This is a genomic window from Polaribacter staleyi (genome assembly GCF_038024045.1).
Lineage (GTDB): Bacteria > Bacteroidota > Bacteroidia > Flavobacteriales > Flavobacteriaceae > Polaribacter > Polaribacter butkevichii.
In genome coordinates this window covers 1,610,962-1,630,015 of record NZ_CP150665.1, presented here as the reverse complement: position 1 = coordinate 1,630,015, position 19,054 = coordinate 1,610,962, and the positions used below count along the sequence as shown (strand labels likewise).

The 19,054-nt window shown below is 31.8% G+C and carries 17 protein-coding genes; 12 read left to right on the top strand and 5 right to left on the bottom strand.

Going from position 1 to position 19,054, the window contains the following annotated elements; translation table 11 throughout:
- The first annotated feature begins 65 nt into the window (after positions 1–65).
- On the top strand, positions 66–2,450 hold the full coding sequence (locus tag WHD07_RS07105; protein ID WP_343330602.1) for a penicillin acylase family protein: 2,385 nt from the start codon (positions 66–68) through the stop codon (positions 2,448–2,450).
- Positions 2,451–2,485: 35 nt separating this feature from the next.
- Here the strand turns inward: WHD07_RS07105 and WHD07_RS07100 are convergent, their stop codons facing one another.
- The 5 genes from WHD07_RS07100 to WHD07_RS07080 all read right to left on the bottom strand — a co-directional run bounded on the left by WHD07_RS07100 (position 2,486) and on the right by WHD07_RS07080 (position 6,678).
- Positions 2,486–2,986, bottom strand: coding sequence for a hypothetical protein (locus WHD07_RS07100; RefSeq protein ID WP_343330601.1), 501 nt, complete (start codon positions 2,984–2,986; stop codon positions 2,486–2,488).
- 82 nt (positions 2,987–3,068) lie between these two features.
- Positions 3,069–4,379 carry an aldehyde dehydrogenase gene (locus WHD07_RS07095; protein WP_343330987.1) on the bottom strand — a complete coding sequence of 437 codons (1,311 nt, stop codon included), beginning with the start codon at positions 4,377–4,379 and terminating at the stop codon, positions 3,069–3,071.
- 223 nt (positions 4,380–4,602) lie between these two features.
- Positions 4,603–5,289, bottom strand: a complete 687-nt coding sequence (locus tag WHD07_RS07090; RefSeq protein ID WP_343330600.1) for an RluA family pseudouridine synthase — start codon at positions 5,287–5,289, stop codon at positions 4,603–4,605.
- A gap of 7 nt (positions 5,290–5,296) precedes the next feature.
- Positions 5,297–5,908: a ribosome biogenesis GTP-binding protein YihA/YsxC gene (yihA, locus tag WHD07_RS07085; RefSeq protein WP_105047706.1), complete on the bottom strand. Its 612-nt coding sequence runs from the start codon at positions 5,906–5,908 to the stop codon at positions 5,297–5,299.
- A 5-nt stretch (positions 5,909–5,913) separates the two neighbouring features.
- Entirely contained in the window at positions 5,914–6,678 is a 765-nt protein-coding gene (locus WHD07_RS07080) for an alpha/beta fold hydrolase (RefSeq protein WP_105047707.1), read from the bottom strand.
- A 203-nt stretch (positions 6,679–6,881) separates the two neighbouring features.
- On the opposite strand from WHD07_RS07080, the gene mraZ reads away from it, so the two are divergent.
- The 11 genes from mraZ (at position 6,882) to WHD07_RS07025 (ending at position 19,051) form a co-directional block, all read left to right on the top strand.
- On the top strand, positions 6,882–7,349 hold the full coding sequence (gene mraZ, locus WHD07_RS07075; RefSeq protein WP_105047708.1) for a division/cell wall cluster transcriptional repressor MraZ: 468 nt from the start codon (positions 6,882–6,884) through the stop codon (positions 7,347–7,349).
- The gene (rsmH, locus tag WHD07_RS07070; protein ID WP_343330599.1) at positions 7,336–8,235 is read left to right on the top strand and encodes a 16S rRNA (cytosine(1402)-N(4))-methyltransferase RsmH; all 900 of its coding nucleotides are present in this window, start codon (positions 7,336–7,338) and stop codon (positions 8,233–8,235) included. The genes mraZ and rsmH overlap by 14 nt, the downstream gene beginning before the upstream one ends.
- Before the next feature lies 1 nt (position 8,236).
- Positions 8,237–8,563 (top strand): FtsL-like putative cell division protein, encoded by a 327-nt coding sequence (locus WHD07_RS07065; RefSeq protein WP_105047710.1) that lies wholly within the window; start codon positions 8,237–8,239, stop codon positions 8,561–8,563.
- A gap of 59 nt (positions 8,564–8,622) precedes the next feature.
- The gene (locus tag WHD07_RS07060) at positions 8,623–10,584 is read left to right on the top strand and encodes a penicillin-binding protein (RefSeq protein ID WP_343330986.1); all 1,962 of its coding nucleotides are present in this window, start codon (positions 8,623–8,625) and stop codon (positions 10,582–10,584) included.
- A 1-nt stretch (position 10,585) separates the two neighbouring features.
- A complete protein-coding gene (locus tag WHD07_RS07055; RefSeq protein WP_343330985.1) occupies positions 10,586–12,052 on the top strand; it encodes a UDP-N-acetylmuramoyl-L-alanyl-D-glutamate--2,6-diaminopimelate ligase in 1,467 nt (488 codons plus the stop codon).
- Positions 12,053–12,054: 2 nt separating this feature from the next.
- On the top strand, positions 12,055–13,281 hold the full coding sequence (mraY, locus tag WHD07_RS07050) for a phospho-N-acetylmuramoyl-pentapeptide-transferase (protein ID WP_105047713.1): 1,227 nt from the start codon (positions 12,055–12,057) through the stop codon (positions 13,279–13,281).
- A complete protein-coding gene (gene murD / locus WHD07_RS07045; RefSeq protein ID WP_343330598.1) occupies positions 13,282–14,616 on the top strand; it encodes a UDP-N-acetylmuramoyl-L-alanine--D-glutamate ligase in 1,335 nt (444 codons plus the stop codon). It begins immediately after the preceding gene.
- A gap of 108 nt (positions 14,617–14,724) precedes the next feature.
- Complete coding sequence (locus WHD07_RS07040) at positions 14,725–15,909, top strand: FtsW/RodA/SpoVE family cell cycle protein (protein WP_105047715.1); 1,185 nt, start codon at positions 14,725–14,727, stop codon at positions 15,907–15,909.
- A complete protein-coding gene (murG, locus tag WHD07_RS07035) occupies positions 15,893–16,987 on the top strand; it encodes an undecaprenyldiphospho-muramoylpentapeptide beta-N-acetylglucosaminyltransferase (protein ID WP_343330597.1) in 1,095 nt (364 codons plus the stop codon). The genes WHD07_RS07040 and murG overlap by 17 nt, the downstream gene beginning before the upstream one ends.
- The gene (gene murC, locus WHD07_RS07030; protein ID WP_343330596.1) at positions 16,984–18,336 is read left to right on the top strand and encodes a UDP-N-acetylmuramate--L-alanine ligase; all 1,353 of its coding nucleotides are present in this window, start codon (positions 16,984–16,986) and stop codon (positions 18,334–18,336) included. Before murG ends, murC begins: the two co-directional genes overlap by 4 nt.
- Positions 18,329–19,051 carry a cell division protein FtsQ gene (locus WHD07_RS07025; protein ID WP_343330595.1) on the top strand — a complete coding sequence of 241 codons (723 nt, stop codon included), beginning with the start codon at positions 18,329–18,331 and terminating at the stop codon, positions 19,049–19,051. Before murC ends, WHD07_RS07025 begins: the two co-directional genes overlap by 8 nt.
- The last annotated feature ends 3 nt before the right edge of the window (positions 19,052–19,054 follow it).

The window sequence follows — 19,054 nt, the reverse complement described above, 5'->3', positions numbered from 1 at the left end:
TCTTTCATTTTCTTTGTAGTTATCCGTAAATAATAATTCTGTTATCTTTGATAAAAATCAATTTTATGAAGTTTTTAAGACGTTTTTTAAGAATTCTGTTAATTCTAGTTGTATTGCTCGCAGTTTCTGTTTGGTTGTACTCTAAAACATATCATCCAAATTATTCAGGAGAATTAGAATTGAAAAACCTTTCTAATGAAGTAACCGTCTATTTTGATGCTATTGGAGTGCCGCATATTAACGCTCAAAATCAAAAAGATGCCTATGTTGCTTTAGGGTATTTGCATGCGCAAGATAGATTATGGCAAATGGAATTAATGCGAAGAATTGCTGCCGGAAGATTGTCTGAAATTTTTGGAAAAGATTTGGTAAGGGTAGATCAATTTTTTGGAGGATTAGGAATTGAGGAAGCTGCAGAAAAAACCATTGCTGGTTTAGATAAAACGGCCGATTCTTATATTTTAACGCAATCTTATTTAGATGGTGTAAATCAATTTATAGAAGAAGGAAAAACGCCTTTAGAATTTACTTTAGTAGGAGTAGAGAAAGAAAAATATACTATAAAAGATATTTACAATGTTTTTGGATACATGTCTTTTAGTTTTGCGGTTGCGCATAAAACAGATCCTTTATTAACGGAAATAAAAGAAAAATTAGGAAGCTCTTATTTAGATGAAATTTTAAGTGCTAATAGTGAGTATTTAACCATTAACAGAACAAGTGTACCTACAAAAATAGAAGCGACAATTTCTAATTCTGTAGCTTCTATTATGGACGATTTACCTGTGTCTCCTTTTATAGGAAGTAATTCTTGGGTACTTGGGGCAGAAAAAACAAAAAACGGAAAAGTGATTTTTGAAAATGATCCGCATATTGCGTATTCACAACCTTCGGTTTGGTATCAGAATCATATTAAAACACCCGATTTTGAGATTTATGGATTCAATATTGCCTTGATGCCGTTTCCTTTGTTGGGACATAATAGAGACTATGCGTACGGATTGACCATGTTAGCGAATGACGATTTAAATTTTTATGTGGAGGAAAATAGCCCTGATAATGCTTTAGAGTATAAAACAGTTGATGGTTTTAAAGCGTATGAATTAAGGAGTAAAACCATTTCTGTAAAAAATGAGAGAGACACTACTTTTCAAGTAAAAGTAAGTCAGCATGGTCCTGTAATGAATGGTTTAATAGAGCATGTAATAGATAAAAGACCTATTGCTATGAATTGGATTTATACACAGTTGCCAAATGAGATGCTAGATGTTTCTTATGGTTTGGCTCATGCAAGTTCTATGAATGATTTTAAAAAATCGGTTTCTAGAATTCATGCGCCTGGTTTAAATGTAATGTATGGAGATGCTAAAGATAATATTGCTTGGTTTTCTTCTGCTAAATTGTATGCGTTAAGAGAGGGTTTGTCTTCTAAAACATATTTAAATGGAGCTTCTGGAGAAGATGAAATTCTTGAGTATTTACCCTTTGAAGAGAATCCGAAAGCAATTAACCCGAGTTGGAATTACGTGTATTCTGCCAATAATCAAGTAGATTCTGTGCGAGGTAAATTGTATCCAGGTTATTATCAACCTCAAGATAGAGCTAGAAGAATTGTAGAATTATTAGATAAAAAAGATGATTTTACAAAAGAAGATATTGCGAATATGACGTATGATGTAACATCGGCTACGGTGCCAGAAATTATTTATAGTTTGTTAAAAAGTATCGATAAGTCTATTTTAACAGTATCAGAGAAAAAAGCTTTTTCAGTTTTAGAGAAATGGGATGGAACGTATGTAAAAACGGCAGTTGCACCAACAATTTACAATCGATTTTTATATGAATTTTTAAAAGAAACCTATCAAGATGAATTAGGTGGTAGTTTCGAGTTGTTTATCAATTCTCAATTGCAAGATCAGGTTTTACCAAATCAAGTAAATAGAGAGAATTCTGTTTGGTGGGATAATATTGCTACAAAGAATAAAGTTGAAACTAAAAATGAAATTGTTCTAACATCCTTTAAAAAATCTTTTGCTTTTTTACAAAATCAGTTAGGAGAAAATGTAGATGATTGGACTTGGAATCGTGTTATTTCTGTAGAATATGAACATGCAATTGGTAAAGCAGGTGGATTGTTGCGTACCTTTTTTAATGTTGGTCCGTTTGAAACTATTGGAGGGAATGAGGTAATTAACAATCAGATTTTTAAACTAGATAGCACAGGGTATTATAAGGTAACTGCGGGGCCATCAACAAGAAGAGTTGTCGATTTTTCTGATATCGAAAATAGTTTGGCAATTATTCCTACGGGTCAATCTGGAAATAGATTTAGTGAGTATTATAAAGATCAAACTCAAAAGTATTTAGATGGAAAGTTTGTGAAGATGAGACTGAATCAATCTGAAATTGAAGCAAGTGAAAATGTGTTGATTTTGAAGCCTAAGGAATAATGATTATAACTTTGTTCTTTGTGGGTAAAGCGTTTTTATGCTTTTGTATGTCCGTTTAATATTTTCTTTAAATCATTTATTGATTTTTCTTTTTGACTATTGAATCCGTAATTAATCAATCCAATTCCGAAACCAATCATAATTAAGGGAACAATTAAAAATAAAGGGTTAATTCCTTGGTTTATGACTCCAATGATTCCTGTAATGAATGCAAAACCAACAAAAGTCAACCAAAATAGCATAAATACAATTACAGAAGAGTGAATTTTTAAATCTGCAACCAATCTAGTTCCGTTGATACTCGGTAGAATTTGTCCTTTAATTTGAGGTAGAAAAGAATTTCGCTCAGTTATAATTCGCTGTATTTTAAAATTATCTTGTTCAAAGTTTCCTTCAAACAATTCCTTTTTTTGAGGTTGGTTAAAACTAAATTTAAATATTTTTTTTGGTCTAATGTTTTCTGATAATATTTTTCTAGCTTCTTGCATTGAAAGAGTCGTTACTATTTCAATTTTATCAGATGGAATGATCTTCATTTCTGTTAAATGTTTACCAATGTTTATTATCTAAAGGTTTAGACGTTGTTTTACACTTTTAATAATTCTGGTTGTATAAAATTTAAGTCCACTTTAATAATGCCTGTAGTTTTTTTAATTTATCAGTGTATGGAGCATATCTAATTGTTAGGTCTAGCCAATTACCTTTGGTAACCACACCTTTGCTATGAGAAAAGGTTTCGAAAGTTAGTTTACCATGATAACTACCAATTCCACTTTCTCCTACACCACCAAATGGCAATCTGTGATTTACAAAATGTACAGTTGTGTCATTAATTGTTCCTCCACCAAAAGAATATTTTGCAATCATTTTTTTAGTGATTTTTTTATCCGTAGAAAAAAAATAGAATGCAAGTGGTTTATCGTATTTAGAAATAATTTTGTCTATTTCTTCTTCAGATTCATAAGAAATTACAGGGAGTATTGGGCCGAAAATTTCGCCTTTCATTACCTCGCTATTTAGAGAAGGTTCGTTAATTAAAGTAGGAGCAATAAATAGATTTTCTTTGTTGGTTGTTCCTCCTGTTAAAAAACTTTCATTTTCTAACATTAAGGCAAGTCTATGAAAGTTTTTTAGGTTTACAATTCTTGGGAAGTCTGTTGAGGTTTCGGGGTTTTCTCCATAAGCTTTTATCAATTCGTTTTTAAAGTAATTAACAAATTCTTCTTTTTTTGATGTGTGTATTAATAAATAATCTGGCGCAATACAAGTTTGTCCTCCGTTAATAAATTTACCCCAAACAATTCTTTTAGCAGCTAATTTAATGTTAGCTGTTTTGTCTACAATACAAGGGCTTTTACCTCCTAATTCTAAGGTAATAGGAGTTAGGAACTCTGCAGCAGCCTTTGCTACAATTTTCCCTACAAAAACACTTCCTGTAAAGAAAATATAATCCCAACGTTGTGCTAATAATTTTGTAGAAACTTCAACGCCACCCTCAATAACTGCAACTTGTTTTTTATCAAAAACGGCTTCAATTATTTCTTTGGTAATTGCACTTGTGTTTGGTGTAAGTTCAGAGGGTTTTAAAACAACGGTGTTTCCTGCTGCAATTGCGCCTATTAATGGGGCAAAAGCTAATTGATGTGGATAGTTCCAGGGAGCAATTACTAAAACGGCTCCATAAGGTTCTTTGTGTATTTTTGCCGAAGACGGGAAGTTTAAAAGGGATGGTAAAACACTTTTTGGTTTTGCCCAAGAGGTAAGTTTATCGATTGTCATTTTTAATTCAGACAATACAATAGAGGTTTCTGTTAAAACGGCTTCATATTCAGATTTTTTAAAATCATCGTACAATGCTTTTATAATAGCAGGTTCTCTTTTTATAAGTTCTTTTTGTAGTTTTTTTAAACACTCTTTTCTAAAAGAAATATCTTTTGTTTGTTGTGCTGCAAACTAATTTCTTTGCGCTTGTAAAATATTAATTATATCCATAAATTATATTTCTTTTATTTATTACTAAAAACTAACAAGAAGAGCAGAATGCAGGTAAAACCTGATAAATGTATAAAGTGTAAGTAGTTATGGGTAAAGAATTGGTTAATAAATGCTTTAGCTCCTTCATAAAGAAAAATTAATTCTTTAAAGATAGCAATTAGTTACAAGCGTTCCAAATAACTTCTTTAGGTGTTGGAGCTGTAATGTTGACTTGTTCTTTGGTTACAGGGTGTATAAACTGAATTCTACGGGCATGTAAGTGAATACTTCCGTCTTTATTGCTTCTGTCAAATCCGTATTTTAAATCTCCTTTTATAGGGCTACCAATATTAGCTAATTGAGATCTAATTTGGTGGTGTCTTCCTGTTTCTAAATCTACTTCTATTAAAGAGTAGTTGTCTAGTTTTTTAAGAACAGTATAATGTAGAATGGCTTTTTTACTTCCTTCAATTTCTTTAGGATATGCGGTAGACTTATTATTCTTTGGGTTTTTTCTTAAGAAATTAATTAAGGTAGCCTTTTCTTTCTTCGGATGATTTTTTACAACAGCCCAATAAGTTTTGTGAATGGTTTTCTCTCGTAGCATCTTGTTAAGGCGCTCTAAAGATTTAGATGTTTTGGCAAAAATAATAATACCAGAAGTGGGTCTGTCTAATCTGTGTACAACACCTAAATACACGTTGCCTGGTTTGTTGTATTTGTCTTTAATATATTCTTTTACAACATCACTTAAAGGTTTGTCTCCTGTTTTATCACCTTGTGTAATATCGCCTGCGCGTTTATTTACAATGATAATATGGTTGTCTTCAAATAAAATTTGTAGATTTTCTTTAGTAGAATGCATTCAAATTTTATTTAAAATCTTTAGCAACATCTTGATTTACCCCATCAATAAATTTTAAAAATTCTTCTCTACCTAATCCTGTATTAGAAGAGGTGATAAAAGAAGTAGGAAGCGTTTCCCAAGAGTTTAGTAATTTCTTTTTATAAGAAGTAATTTGTTTGTTTATTTTAGAGCTTCCTAATTTGTCTGCTTTTGTAAAAACAATGCAAAACGGAATTTGGTTTTCTCCTAAAAATTTCATGAATTCTAAATCGATTTTCTGAGGATCGTGTCTAGAGTCAATTAAAACAAAAGTACATACCAATTGCTCTCTTTCTTTAAAGTAGTTTTCTATAAAAAACTGAAAAATAGTTCTTTTCTTTTTAGAAACTTTGGCGTATCCATAGCCAGGTAAATCTACTAAAAACCATTCGTCATTTATTTTAAAATGGTTAATAAGTTGTGTTTTACCAGGTTTTCCAGAAATTTTAGCCAAATCTTTACGTTCCATTAACATATTAATTAATGAAGATTTACCAACGTTAGAACGTCCAATAAACGCATATTCTGGCATTCTTTCTTTAGGAGCATTTGTAACATTACTGTTGCTCATTACAAACTCTGCAGATCTAATTTTCATAAAATTTATATATTTCTAGCAATAAACCATTTGTGAAGGACTTTGTTAAATTCTTCTGGTTTTTCCATCATTGCTGCGTGTCCACATTTATCTAACCAAAATAAGTCTGAGTTCGGTAAAAGTTTGTGAAAATCTTCTGCCGCTTCAGGAGGTGTAACTCCGTCTTGTTTACCCCAAATTAAACATGTTGGATGTTTCATGGTTGGTAAATCATTTGCCATATTATGTCTAATTGCACTTTTGGCAATAGATAAGGTTTTTAAAGCTTTCATTCTGTCGTTTACAGTACTGTAAACATCGTCTACTAATTCTTTGGTGGCAATTGCTGGGTCGTAAAAAACTTCTCTAGCTTTTTGCTCTATGTATTCGTAGTTTCCTCTTTTAGGAAAACTATCTCCCATTGCTTTTTCATACAAACCAGAACTACCTGTAAGTACTAAAGCACTTACTTTTTCTGGGTATTGTTTTGTAAAATATAAAGCAATATGTCCTCCTAAAGAATTTCCTAAAAGGATGGCGTTATTTATGTTTTTATGTTCTAAAAACTCCTTTAAAAACTTTGCTAAGTTTTTAACATTGGTTTTTAAAAGGGGTAAGGAGTATAAAGGTAGCTGAGGGATTAAAACCTTGTATCCATTATTAGAAAAATGATCAAATGTTGAGTCAAAATTACTTAAAGCTCCCATCAATCCATGTAAAATAATGATTGCAGGTCCTTCTCCGGCTTCTGCATATGTAAATTTCCCCTCCGTTGTTAACTTGTCAGTCATTAATTTTTTTCAATTGGCTTAAAAGCAAATGTAATCCTTTTTTGTGAAATAGGTATCGTTTTCGTAGACTACTATTTTTAAAATAAACAGTTTTTAAATGCAATGATTTGTTAACAAATACGTTATTTATTAACAATGTGGTAAAAAGTGGTAAAAAGTGGTAAAATTTACATATTTTTGATGTCAATTAACAATATACTAGAGTGATAAACCTAATTGGGACATATGAGTGTAAATCAGATGCTAAGGGGAGATTGATGTTTTCATCAGCCTTTAAAAAGCAACTGAGTTCTGTGTTACAAGATGGTTTTGTGGTAAAGAGAGCTGTTTTTCAGCCGTGTTTAGAGTTGTATCCGATGCAAGAATGGAATTTGATGATGCAAAAGATTAACAAGTTAAATAGGTTTAATAAAAAGAATAATGATTTTATTAGAAGATTTACGGCGGGAGTAAAAATGGTAGAGCTAGATGCGACTGGAAGAATTCTAATTCCGAAAGATTTGTTTGAGTTTGCAGGTATTAAGAAACAGGTTGTTATGTCGTCATCTGTCAACATTATTGAAATTTGGGACAAAGACAAATATGAGAAAGCCATTGATGATGCTGCGGATGATTTTGCAGATTTGGCAGAGGAAGTAATGGGAAATACAGAATTAGATGAATTATCATAATCCGGTTTTATTGCAAGAAAGTGTAGATGCGTTAGCTATTAAAGAAGATGGTATCTATGTAGATGTTACGTTTGGTGGTGGAGGTCATTCAAGGGAAATTTTGAAGAGATTGGGAGAGAACGGAAAGTTGTTTGGTTTTGATCAGGATCCAGATGCTTTGGCTAATGTTATTGATGATGAGCGTTTTGTTTTGATTCCAGAGAATTTTAGATACATCTCAAGGTTTTTAAGATTTCATGGTGTTAGAAAGGTAGATGGTGTTTTGGCTGATTTAGGGGTTTCTTCTCATCAGTTTGATGAGGCGGAAAGAGGTTTTTCTACGCGATTTGATGGTGACTTGGATATGAGGATGAATCAAAAATCTAAAACATCAGCAAAAGAAATTGTTAATAAATATTCTGAAGAGAAGTTAGCGGAAATATTGTTTTTGTATGGAGAGTTGAGAAATTCTAGGAATATAGCAAAAACGATAGTTGAAAAAAGACAAGAAGAAAAAATTGATACTAGTTTTCAGTTAAGACAAGTTTTGCAAAAATATTTGCCAAAAGCAAAAGAACATAAAATTATAGCGCAAATATTTCAAGCAATTAGAATAGAGGTAAATGAGGAGTTAGATGTTTTAAAAGAGTTTTTAGAGCAAATGCCTAATTTATTAAAAGAAGATGGTAGGTTAAGTGTTATTTCTTATCATTCTTTAGAAGATAGATTGGTAAAACGATTTATAAGAACGGGTTTGTTTCAGGGCGAGTTAGAGAAAGATGTTTTTGGGCGAAGTAATGAGCCAATGCAGAAAGTAGGGAAATTGATAGTGCCTACTCTGCAAGAAATTAAGCTGAATAATAGGGCTCGTAGCGCTAAGTTAAGGATAGCAACTTTAAAGAAATAGGATGTCTAAAGTTAAAAAAGGGGTGTATGATTTTCTGAGAGGAAGTTTTCTTACAGATGATGCAGCTTTTAGAAATTGGCGAATTATTCTTTTTGTGGTTGGTTTGTTGTTGATTATGATAACAAGTGCGCATAAAGCGGATAAAAAAGTTATTCAGATATCAAAATTGAATAAAAAGAAAAGAGAGTTAAGGGCAGTGTATGTAGATACTGGTACTATTTTGATGAGAATGAAAATGGAATCGAGTATCAGAGAAAAAGCAAAAGCAAGAGGTTTGGCGCCTTTAAAGTCTCCTCCAAATAAAATTAAAGTAACCATTAAAGACTAATAAAATTGGCAACTCATAAAAAAAGCATTCTTACAAAATTCTACCTGGTGGCTGCTTTTATGACGCTTTTTTTGTTGGCGATTGTGTTTCGTGTATTTACAATTCAGCATTCAGAAGGAGATAAATATAGAAAGCTTTCTACAGAGTTAACTATTAGGCAAGATACTGTATATGCAAATAAGGGAAATGTGTATGCGGCAGATGGAAACTTGTTGGCGACATCGATGTCTAAGTTTACTATTAGAATGGATGTGGTTGCGGTAGATAGTCATGTGTTTGAAAAAAACATTGTAGCGTTGTCTAAAAAGCTTTCTGAAATGTTGGGGAAAACTCCAGGTTATTATCAGCGTAAGTTAAGAAGTGCAAAAAAGAGGAGAAATAGGTATTTGCTAATTGCAAGAAATATAGGGTATACAGATTATTTAAAAATAAAGCAATTTCCAATTTTTAATAAAGGAGTTTATAAAGGTGGTTTTATTGCAGAGCATAAAACGGTAAGAGCGCATCCGATAGGTAAAATTGCAGAGCGTACTATTGGGTATGATGATTTTAGGGGAGAAGCAGGTATAGAAGGTGCTTTTGCTGATTATATGCAAGGTGAAAATGGGTTGAGGTGGAAGCAGAAAATTGCTAAAAATCAATGGAAACCTATAAATGATGTTAATGAAAAAGAACCTATAGATGGTCATGATATTATTACGACTATAGATGTTAATATTCAGGATATAACGCATCATGCGTTGTTAGATAACTTAGCATATTTTGAGGCAGAACATGGTTGTGCAGTGGTTATGGAAACGGCAACAGGAGAAATTAAAGCAATTTCTAATTTAGGAAGAACGTCTAAAGGAACCTATTACGAAAAAAGAAATTATGCGGTTTGGGAGAGTCATGAGCCGGGTTCTACTTTTAAGTTGGCAAGTTTAATGGTGGCTTTAGATGATAAAGTTATCGATACTTCTACAGTGGTAGATACGGAGAAAGGTAGAATCTATGTTAATAATAGAAAGGTAGAGGATTCTCATAGAGGAGGTTACGGTAAGATTTCTGCGGCAAGGGTTTTAGAGGTTTCATCGAATGTTGGAGTGGTAAAGATTATAAAAAAGTTTTATGATAAAAACCCAGAGAAATATTATAATAAAATAGCTGAATATGGTTTTACAAAGCCTATTGGTTTTCAAATAAAAGGAGAAGGGAAGCCTTATGTTCCGAATCCTAAAGATAAGGAATGGAGTAAAATTTCTTTAGAGTGGATGGCTTGGGGTTATGGGGTTTCTGTTACGCCAATGCAAACATTAATGTTTTACAATGCGGTTGCAAATAATGGGGTTATGGTAAAACCAAGATTTGTTAAAGAATTAAGAAGAGAGGATAAAACAGAGAAACTTTTTGAAACAGAGATTGTAAATCCTAAAATAGCTTCAGATGAAACTTTAGCGAAGTTGAAAAAAGTGTTAGAAAACGTTGTAACTAAAGGTACGGCACATAATATTTATTCTCCTAACTTTTCTATGGCAGGTAAAACAGGGACGGCAAAAAAGTACATTCCAAAGCATGTAGATGAGAAAGGTAAAACAGTATTTGGACATTATTCTACCAAGCATTATGTAGCGTCGTTTGCAGGTTTTTTTCCTGCGGATAAACCAAAATATTCTTGCATTGTGGTAATTCATGATCCAAAGAAAGAGAAAGGATATTATGGTGCAACTGTTGCGGGGCCTGTGTTTAAAGAGATTGCACAAAAAATTTATACAACTACACCTATAGATAATCAGTCTGTAGATGATAAAATAGAATTTGCGTCGATTGAAAAGCAGTATTTAAGTTTTGATAAAAAATTAAATAAAGAATATCATGAAATTCCGGATGTTAGAGGGATGTCTGGTATGGATGCTTTGGCGTTGTTAGAAAATATTGGATTAAAAGTGCAGGTTTCTGGAGCGGGAAAAGTGAAGTCTCAATCACTGCGAAAAGGAGAGAAGTTAATAAAAGGACAAACAATTATTTTAAAACTTTCATAAGCTGAAAAATTTAAAAGACATATTATATCAGGTTGCTATTCATCAAGTATTTGGACTTACAGATATTAAGGTGAATTCTATTGTTTTCGATTCTAGAAAGATTGAAAAGAATGCTGTTTTTGTTGCTCAAAAAGGAGTTTCAGTAGATGGGCATTTATATATAGATAAAGCAATTTCTTTAGGAGCAATCGCAATTATTTGCGAAGATTTTCCTGCGGATAAAAAAGAAGGAATTACTTATGTTCAGGTGGCGGATGCAAATGTAGCATTGGCTATTATGGCGTCTAATTTTTATGACAATCCATCAAAAAAACTTCCTTTAGTGGGGGTTACAGGTACTAATGGTAAAACAACAATAGCGTCACTTTTATATCAATTATTTAAAAAAGCGGGTTATAAAGTTGGTTTACTTTCTACTGTTAAAATTTTGGTTGATGAAACGGAGTTTAAGGCAACGCATACAACACCAGATTCTGTAACTATCAATAGTTATTTGGATAAAATGATTGAAGCTGGAGTAGATTACTGTTTTATGGAAGTGAGTTCTCATGGAATTCATCAAAAAAGAACAGAAGGATTAACTTTTGCAGGTGGAATTTTTACCAACTTATCGCACGATCATTTAGATTATCACAACACGTTTGCAGAGTATAGAGATGTAAAAAAATCATTTTTCGATTCATTGCCAAAATCAGCTTTTGCGTTGACAAATATTGATGATAAAAATGGCGACTTTATGTTGCAAAACACCAAGGCTAAAAAGAAAACATACGCGTTAAAAACAATAGCAGATTATAAAGCGAAGATTTTAGAAAAACAATTTTCTGGTACACTTTTAAAGTTAAATGATACTGAGGTTTGGACAAAGTTAATTGGTCAGTTTAATGCTTCTAATTTATTGGCAATTTATGCCACGGCAGAATTATTAGGTTTAGAAAAGTTAGAAATTTTAACAATTATAAGTCAGCTAGAAAATGTAAGCGGACGTTTTGAATATGTTGTTTCCGAAGACGGAGTTACGGCAATTGTAGATTATGCGCATACGCCAGATGCTTTAAAAAATGTATTAGAAACCATTAATGATATTAGAACTGGTAACGAAAAATTAATTACAGTTGTTGGTTGTGGTGGTGATAGAGATAAAACAAAAAGACCTAAAATGGCGCACATTGCTTCGCAATTAAGTAATCAAGCAATTTTTACGTCAGACAATCCAAGAACAGAAAATGCGCAAACTATTTTAGATGAAATGGAAGTTGGTGTTGCTGCAGAAAATTATAAAAAAACATTGTCAATTTTAGATAGAAGACAAGCCATAAAAACAGCTTGTAAGTTTTCTGAAAATGGAGATATCATATTAATTGCCGGAAAAGGGCATGAAAATTATCAAGAAATAAACGGAGTTAGAACTCATTTTGATGATTTAGAAGAAGTAAGAAATTGTTTCAACCAATTAAAAAATAATTAAGAATGCTGTATTATTTATTTCAATATTTAGAAAGTGTAATGGATTTTCCTGGTGCAGGATTGTTCCATTTTATCACATTTAGAGCTGCAGCAGCTTTTATTTTATCCTTGTTAATTTCTACCATTTATGGTAAGCGAATTATAGATTTTTTAAGAAATCAACAAGTTGGTGAAACAGTAAGAGATTTAGGTTTAGATGGTCAAAAACAAAAAACAGGAACGCCTACAATGGGTGGTGTTATTATCATTTTAGCAACATTAATTCCGGTTTTATTGTTAGCCAAATTAGATAATATCTATGTCATTATTTTAATTATCACCACAGTTTGGATGGGGTTAATTGGTTTTTTAGATGATTATATAAAAGTTTTTAAGAAAGATAAAGGAGGTTTAAGCGGTAAGTTTAAAGTTTTAGGTCAGATTGGTTTAGGTCTTATTGTGGGGTCTATGCTTTATTTTAACGATGGAGTTACTATTAAAGAACAATTGCCAAAAGACCAACAAATAGTAAATAAAGAAGGCAGAAAAATTGTTTTTGGAGAAGCTCATAAATCAACAAAAACAACAGTTCCTTTTTTAAAGGATAACGAATTAGATTACTCTAAAGCATTCAGTTTTTTAGGGGATGGTTATGAAAAATACGGTTGGATTATTTTTATTTTTATTACTGTTTTTATTGTAACAGGGGTTTCTAATGGAGCAAATTTAACAGATGGAATAGATGGTTTGGCCGCTGGTTCTTCTGCTATTATTGTAATAACGTTAGCTGTTTTTGCGTGGGTTTCTGGTAATATCATTTTTGCAGATTATTTAGACATTATGTTTATACCAAATTCGGGAGAAATGACAGTTTTTATATTGGCTTTTGCTGGGGCTTTAATTGGTTTTCTTTGGTACAATACATATCCTGCTCAAGTTTTTATGGGAGATACAGGAAGTTTAACTATCGGTGGAATTATAGCTGTTATTGCTATTGCAATTCGAAAAGAATTATTACTGCCAATTTTAGCTGGAATATTTGTAGTAGAAAACCTATCGGTAATTATGCAAGTTTCTTGGTTTAAGTATACTAGAAAAAAATACGGAGAAGGAAGAAGGATTTTTAAAATGTCTCCGCTACATCACCATTATCAGAAATTAAGTTATCACGAAAGTAAAATAGTTGTCCGTTTTTGGATTGTTGGAATTTTACTGGCAGTATTTACAATTGTAACCTTAAAATTAAGATAAATGAAACGATTGGTAGTTCTTGGTGGAGGAGAAAGTGGTGTTGGTGCAGCTCTTTTAGGAAAACAAAAAGGCTATGAAGTCTTTGTGTCTGACAAGGGTGCTATATCAAAAAAATATAAAGAAGTTCTTTTAAATAATAAGATTGATTTTGAGGAAAATCAACATACAGAAAGCAAAATTTTAAATGCAGATGTCGTTGTAAAAAGTCCTGGAATTCCGGATACCGTTGCGTTGATTGTAAAGTTGAAAAAAAATTTGATTCCTGTTATTTCAGAAATTGAATTTGCAGCTAAATATACCAGTGCAAATATTATAAGTATTACGGGGTCTAACGGTAAAACAACCACCACATTATTATTGCATCATATTTTAAAAAATGCAGGTTTAGATGTTGGTATTGCAGGGAATATTGGGGATAGTTTTGCACAACAAGTTGCAGAACAATCGTATGAAAATTATGTGTTAGAATTAAGTAGTTTTCAATTAGATGGTATTGAAGATTTTAATAGTCATATTGCTATTTTAACCAATATTACACCAGATCATTTGGATAGATATGAGTATGATTTTAATAAATATGTAGCCTCAAAATTTAGAATAACAAAGAATCAAAAAGAAACCGATTATTTAATTTTTGATGCTGATGATGAAGCAATCAATAATTGGTTAAAAGAGAATAAAACAAGCGCAAAATTAGTTCCGTTTTCGCTTGAAAAAGAATTAGAGTACGGAGCTTATGTCAAAGACAACAATATGATTATCAATATAAATAAAGAAAAAATTAACATGCCGTTATCAACTTTATCAGTAAAAGGAAAACACAATACTAAAAACGCAATGGCGGCAACAATGGCTGCACAATTGTTAAAAGTAAGAAGACAAGCAATTAAAGAAAGCTTAGAAGATTTTGAAGGTGTAGAGCATCGTTTAGAAAATGTTGCAAAAGTTAAAGGAGTAGCATTTATAAATGATTCTAAGGCAACCAATGTAAACGCAACTTATTATGCCTTAGAATGCATGGATAAAACAACTATTTGGATTGTTGGTGGTGTAGATAAAGGAAATGATTATAATGATTTATTGCCTTTGGTTAGAGAAAAGGTAAAAGCAATTGTGTGTTTAGGTCTTGATAATGAGAAAATAAAAAACACTTTTGAAAACGTTGTTGATATTATTGTAGAAACTGCCGGAGCAGAAGAAGCTGTAAAAGTTTCTCAGAAATTAGCAGAAAGAGGAGAAGCTGTTTTGTTATCTCCATGTTGTGCAAGTTTTGATTTATTTGAAAATTATGAAGACAGAGGGCGTCAATTTAAAAACGCTGTAAGAAGTCTTTAAAAAGTGTAATTGTTTATTCGTTTAATTGTGTAAATGTTGGTAATTAATTTTTGAAATGATTATTCAAATCTTTCTAAAAACTAAAAACTAAAAACTAAAAGTTATAAAGTGAAAACCATTTTTAAATACATAAAAGGAGATCGAACCATTTGGGCAATTGTTGCTATTTTGGCTATATTCTCATTTATGCCGGTATATAGCGCAAGTACAAACTTGGTTTATGTAGTTGGGTCTGGTTCTTCTTTAGGATATTTGATGAAGCATATTCTGTTATTAATTATGGGGTTTGCTATTATTTATGGAGTACACAAAGTACCTTATAGATATTTTTCTGGTGGTTCTGTAATTATGCTTCCTGTAATTATCTTTTTATTGATTTACACATTGTCTCAAGGAACAACTATTGGGGGGGCAAATGCAAGTAGATGGATTAGAATTGGTGGTATTGGTTTTCAAACATCTACCTTGGCAGGTTTGGTTTTAATGGTCTATGTAGCAAGATATTTATCTAGAAACAAGGATAAAATAATAAGTTTTAAAGAAAGTTTATGGCAGTTGTGGTTGCCTGTTGCAGCTATTTTAATGTTAATTTTACCAGCAAACTTTTCCACATCAGCCATTATTTTTGTAATGATTTTAATCTTAACTTTTCTAGGAGGATATCCGGTTAAGTATTTAGGTTTTATAATGGGAGCGGGAGTTGGTTTGTTGTTGCTTTTTATTTTAGCAGCAAAAGCTTTTCCGGATGCCATGCCAAATAGGGTGCAAACTTGGCAAAATAGAATTGAGAGTTTTTCTGATAATGAAGGTAAAGAAGCGTATCAGGTAGAAAAAGCAAAAATAGCTATTGCTATGGGGCAAACCTTTGGTGTAGGACCTGGTAAGAGCATTCAAAAAAACTTTTTACCTCAGTCTACATCCGATTTTATTTATGCAATTATTGTAGAAGAATACGGTTTGGTTGGTGGTTTTTTAATTGTGTCTATCTATTTTATTCTGTTGTTCAGAATTTTTGTAGTCATTAGAAAAACAACTACAATTTTTGGCACGTTATTAGTGTTAGGAGTTGGGTTGCCTATTATTTTTCAGGCATCCATAAATATGGCGGTTGCAACCAATTTATTTCCTGTAACAGGGCAAACTTTACCATTAATAAGTAGTGGTGGTACTTCTATTTGGATGACGTGTTTTGCTTTAGGAATGATTTTAAGTGTAAGCGCATCAAAAGAAGAAACAGAAGAAGATATTTTAGATGATAACCCTTTAGACATACTTCATGAAGCACTCGATTAACATACTAATTTCAGGAGGAGGAACAGGAGGACACATCTATCCTGCAATTGCAATTGCAAACGAATTAAAGTTGCGTTATCCAGATGCAAAATTTTTGTTTGTAGGTGCAAAAGATAAAATGGAGATGGAAAAGGTGCCGCAAGCGGGGTATGAAATTAAAGGATTGTGGATTTCTGGTATTCAAAGAAAGTTAACTATAGCTAATTTATCGTTTCCTTTTAAGTTGATGAGTAGTTTGTGGAATGCATCAAAGATTATTAGAAAATTTAAACCAGATATTGCTATTGGTACTGGTGGTTTTGCTAGCGGACCAACATTGATAATGGCAAATAGAAAAGGAATTCCGACGTTGATACAAGAACAGAATTCTTTTCCTGGAATTACGAATAAATTATTAAGCAAAAAGGCAAATAAAATTTGTGTTGCTTACGATCATTTAGAACGCTTTTTTCCTGCGGATAAAATTGTAAAAACAGGAAACCCTGTTCGGCAAGATTTGCTGTCAATTCATGCCAAAACAGCAGAGGGTAAAGCTTTTTTTAAATTAGATGAAAGTAAGAAAACGATTTTAGTTTTAGGAGGGAGTTTAGGAGCTAGAAAAATAAATCAACTGGTAGAAACAAACTTAGATTTCTTTAAAAAACAAGGAATTCAGGTTATTTGGCAATGTGGTAAATTGTATTTTGAAGAATACAAAAAGTACAATGCAATAGATGGTGTACAAGTATATCAGTTTTTAAATAGAATGGATTTTGCGTATGCCGCATCTGATATTATTATTTCTAGAGCAGGTGCAAGTTCGGTTTCAGAATTATGTATTGTTGGTAAGCCAGTTATATTTATTCCATCGCCTAATGTGTCGGAAGATCATCAAACTAAAAACGCAAAGTCAATTGCAGATAAACATGGTGCAATTTTGTTAAAAGAGAGTGAGTTAGAAACGTTTCCAATCGTTTTTGAAACATTGATAAAAGATCAAGGAAAACAAGATCATTTAGCAGAAAATATAAACGAATTAGCGCTTCCGGGTGCAACAACAGATATTGTTAACGAAGTAGAAAAATTATTAAAAAAGTGAATTTAAACAATATACATAACGTCTTTTTTGTCGGTATTGGTGGCATAGGAATGAGCGCAATTGCCCGTTACTTTGCTACGAATGGAAAAAAAGTGGCTGGTTATGATAAAACTCCTTCTCAAATCACTTTAGATTTAGAGGAATTAGGAGTTGAAATTCATTTTGAAGATGCTGTAAAAAATATTCCTATTTCATTTTTAAATACCAAAAAAACATTGGTGGTTTATACGCCTGCAATCTCTAAAACTAATGTAGAATTAAATTATTTTTTAGAGAATGATTTTTCGGTTTTAAAAAGATCAGAAATTTTAGGAAGAATCACAGAAACTACCTTTTGTTTAGCTGTGGCAGGTACGCACGGTAAAACAACTACTTCTGCTATTTTAGGTCATATTATGGCAGAAGTAAATGCAACTTCTTTTTTAGGAGGAATTGCAGAAAATTATAATTCTAACCTAATTTTAGGTGAAGATAAAATTAGTGTTGTGGAGGCAGATGAGTTTGATCGATCTTTCTTAAAATTGAGTCCAAATATTGCTTGTGTAACTTCTATGGATGCAGATCATTTAGATATTTATGGAGATGCAGAAGCATTGAATGAGTCTTTTGTAGAGTTTGCAAACAAAGTTTCCGGAACCTTAATTGTTGCAAAAGGGTTGCCTTTAAAAGGATTAACGTATGCAGTTAATAAAGCGGCAGATTATGCGGCTTTAAATTTAAAAATTGAAAGCGGAACATATGTTTTTGATGTGAAAACACCATTATCAGAAATTAAAAATATTGAATTTCATTTACCAGGGCAGCATAATGTTATGAATGCTTTAGCGGCTTTGGCAATGGCAGATGTTTATGGGATATCATTAGAAAACATCAAACAACGTTTGTCTAGTTTTAAAGGGGTTAAGCGTAGGTTTTCTTATAAAATTAAAATAAATGATTTTGTGCTGATTGATGATTATGCACATCACCCAACGGCAATAAATGCTGTAGAAAGTTCTGTAAGAGAAATGTATCCGGATGAAAAAGTGTTGGTTGTTTTTCAGCCTCATTTATTTTCTAGAACAAAAGATTTTATTGAAGATTTTGCCTTGGCGTTATCTAAATTTGATGAAGTGTTGTTGTTAGACATTTATCCTGCAAGAGAAGAACCGATCACTGGAGTAGACTCTGAATGGTTATTAAATAAAATTGATTGTAAGAATAAAAATTTAACTAAAAAAAATAATTTAGTAAAAGATATTAAGAATTCATCGGCAAAAGTAGTGGTAATGTTAGGGGCAGGAGACATAGGTGTGATGGTTAATGAGGTAACAAATGAACTTTTAAAAACCACCAATAGTTATGATTAATAAGTTTTTAAAATATATCTCTTTCCTTTTATTGATAGTGGTTTTGGGGATTTTATATAGTTTTTCTTCTGCAAGAAATTCTAAGAAAAAGGTAAAAGATATTGTGGTAGAATTTGAAGCTGGAGAGAACCATTTTTTAACACATGCTATGGTTAATAAATTGTTAATACAAAATGATTCAACTGTGAAAAACCAAGCAAAATCTGTGATAAATTTATACAGTTTGGAAAAAATGGTTTCTAAAAATCCATATGTAGCACATGCAGCTGTATTTTTAACCATTGGGGGTACCTTAAAAACAATCATAAAACAGCGAGCACCTGTTGCAAGAATTATGAATAAAAGTGATTCTTATTATATTGATAAACAAGGAGTAAAAATACCTTTGTCTGCTAATTATTCGGCAAGAGTACTGTTGGTTTCTGGGGTTAAAAAAGAAGAAGAAATTAAATGGATATTACCATTAATATCCTTTATTTTGCAAGATAGTTTTTTGCAAAAAGAAGTGGTAGGAATTGAGAAATTTGATGATGATGATTATCAATTGGCCGTGAGAAGTGGAGATTATAAAATCGATTTAGGTAAATTAACCGAAATGGATGTAAAATTTAAGAAGTTAAAGGCGTTTTATAACAAAGCATTTAAAGATAAAACGATTCAGAATTATAAAACGATTAATTTAAAATATCACAACCAAGTTGTGTGCGCAAAATAAATC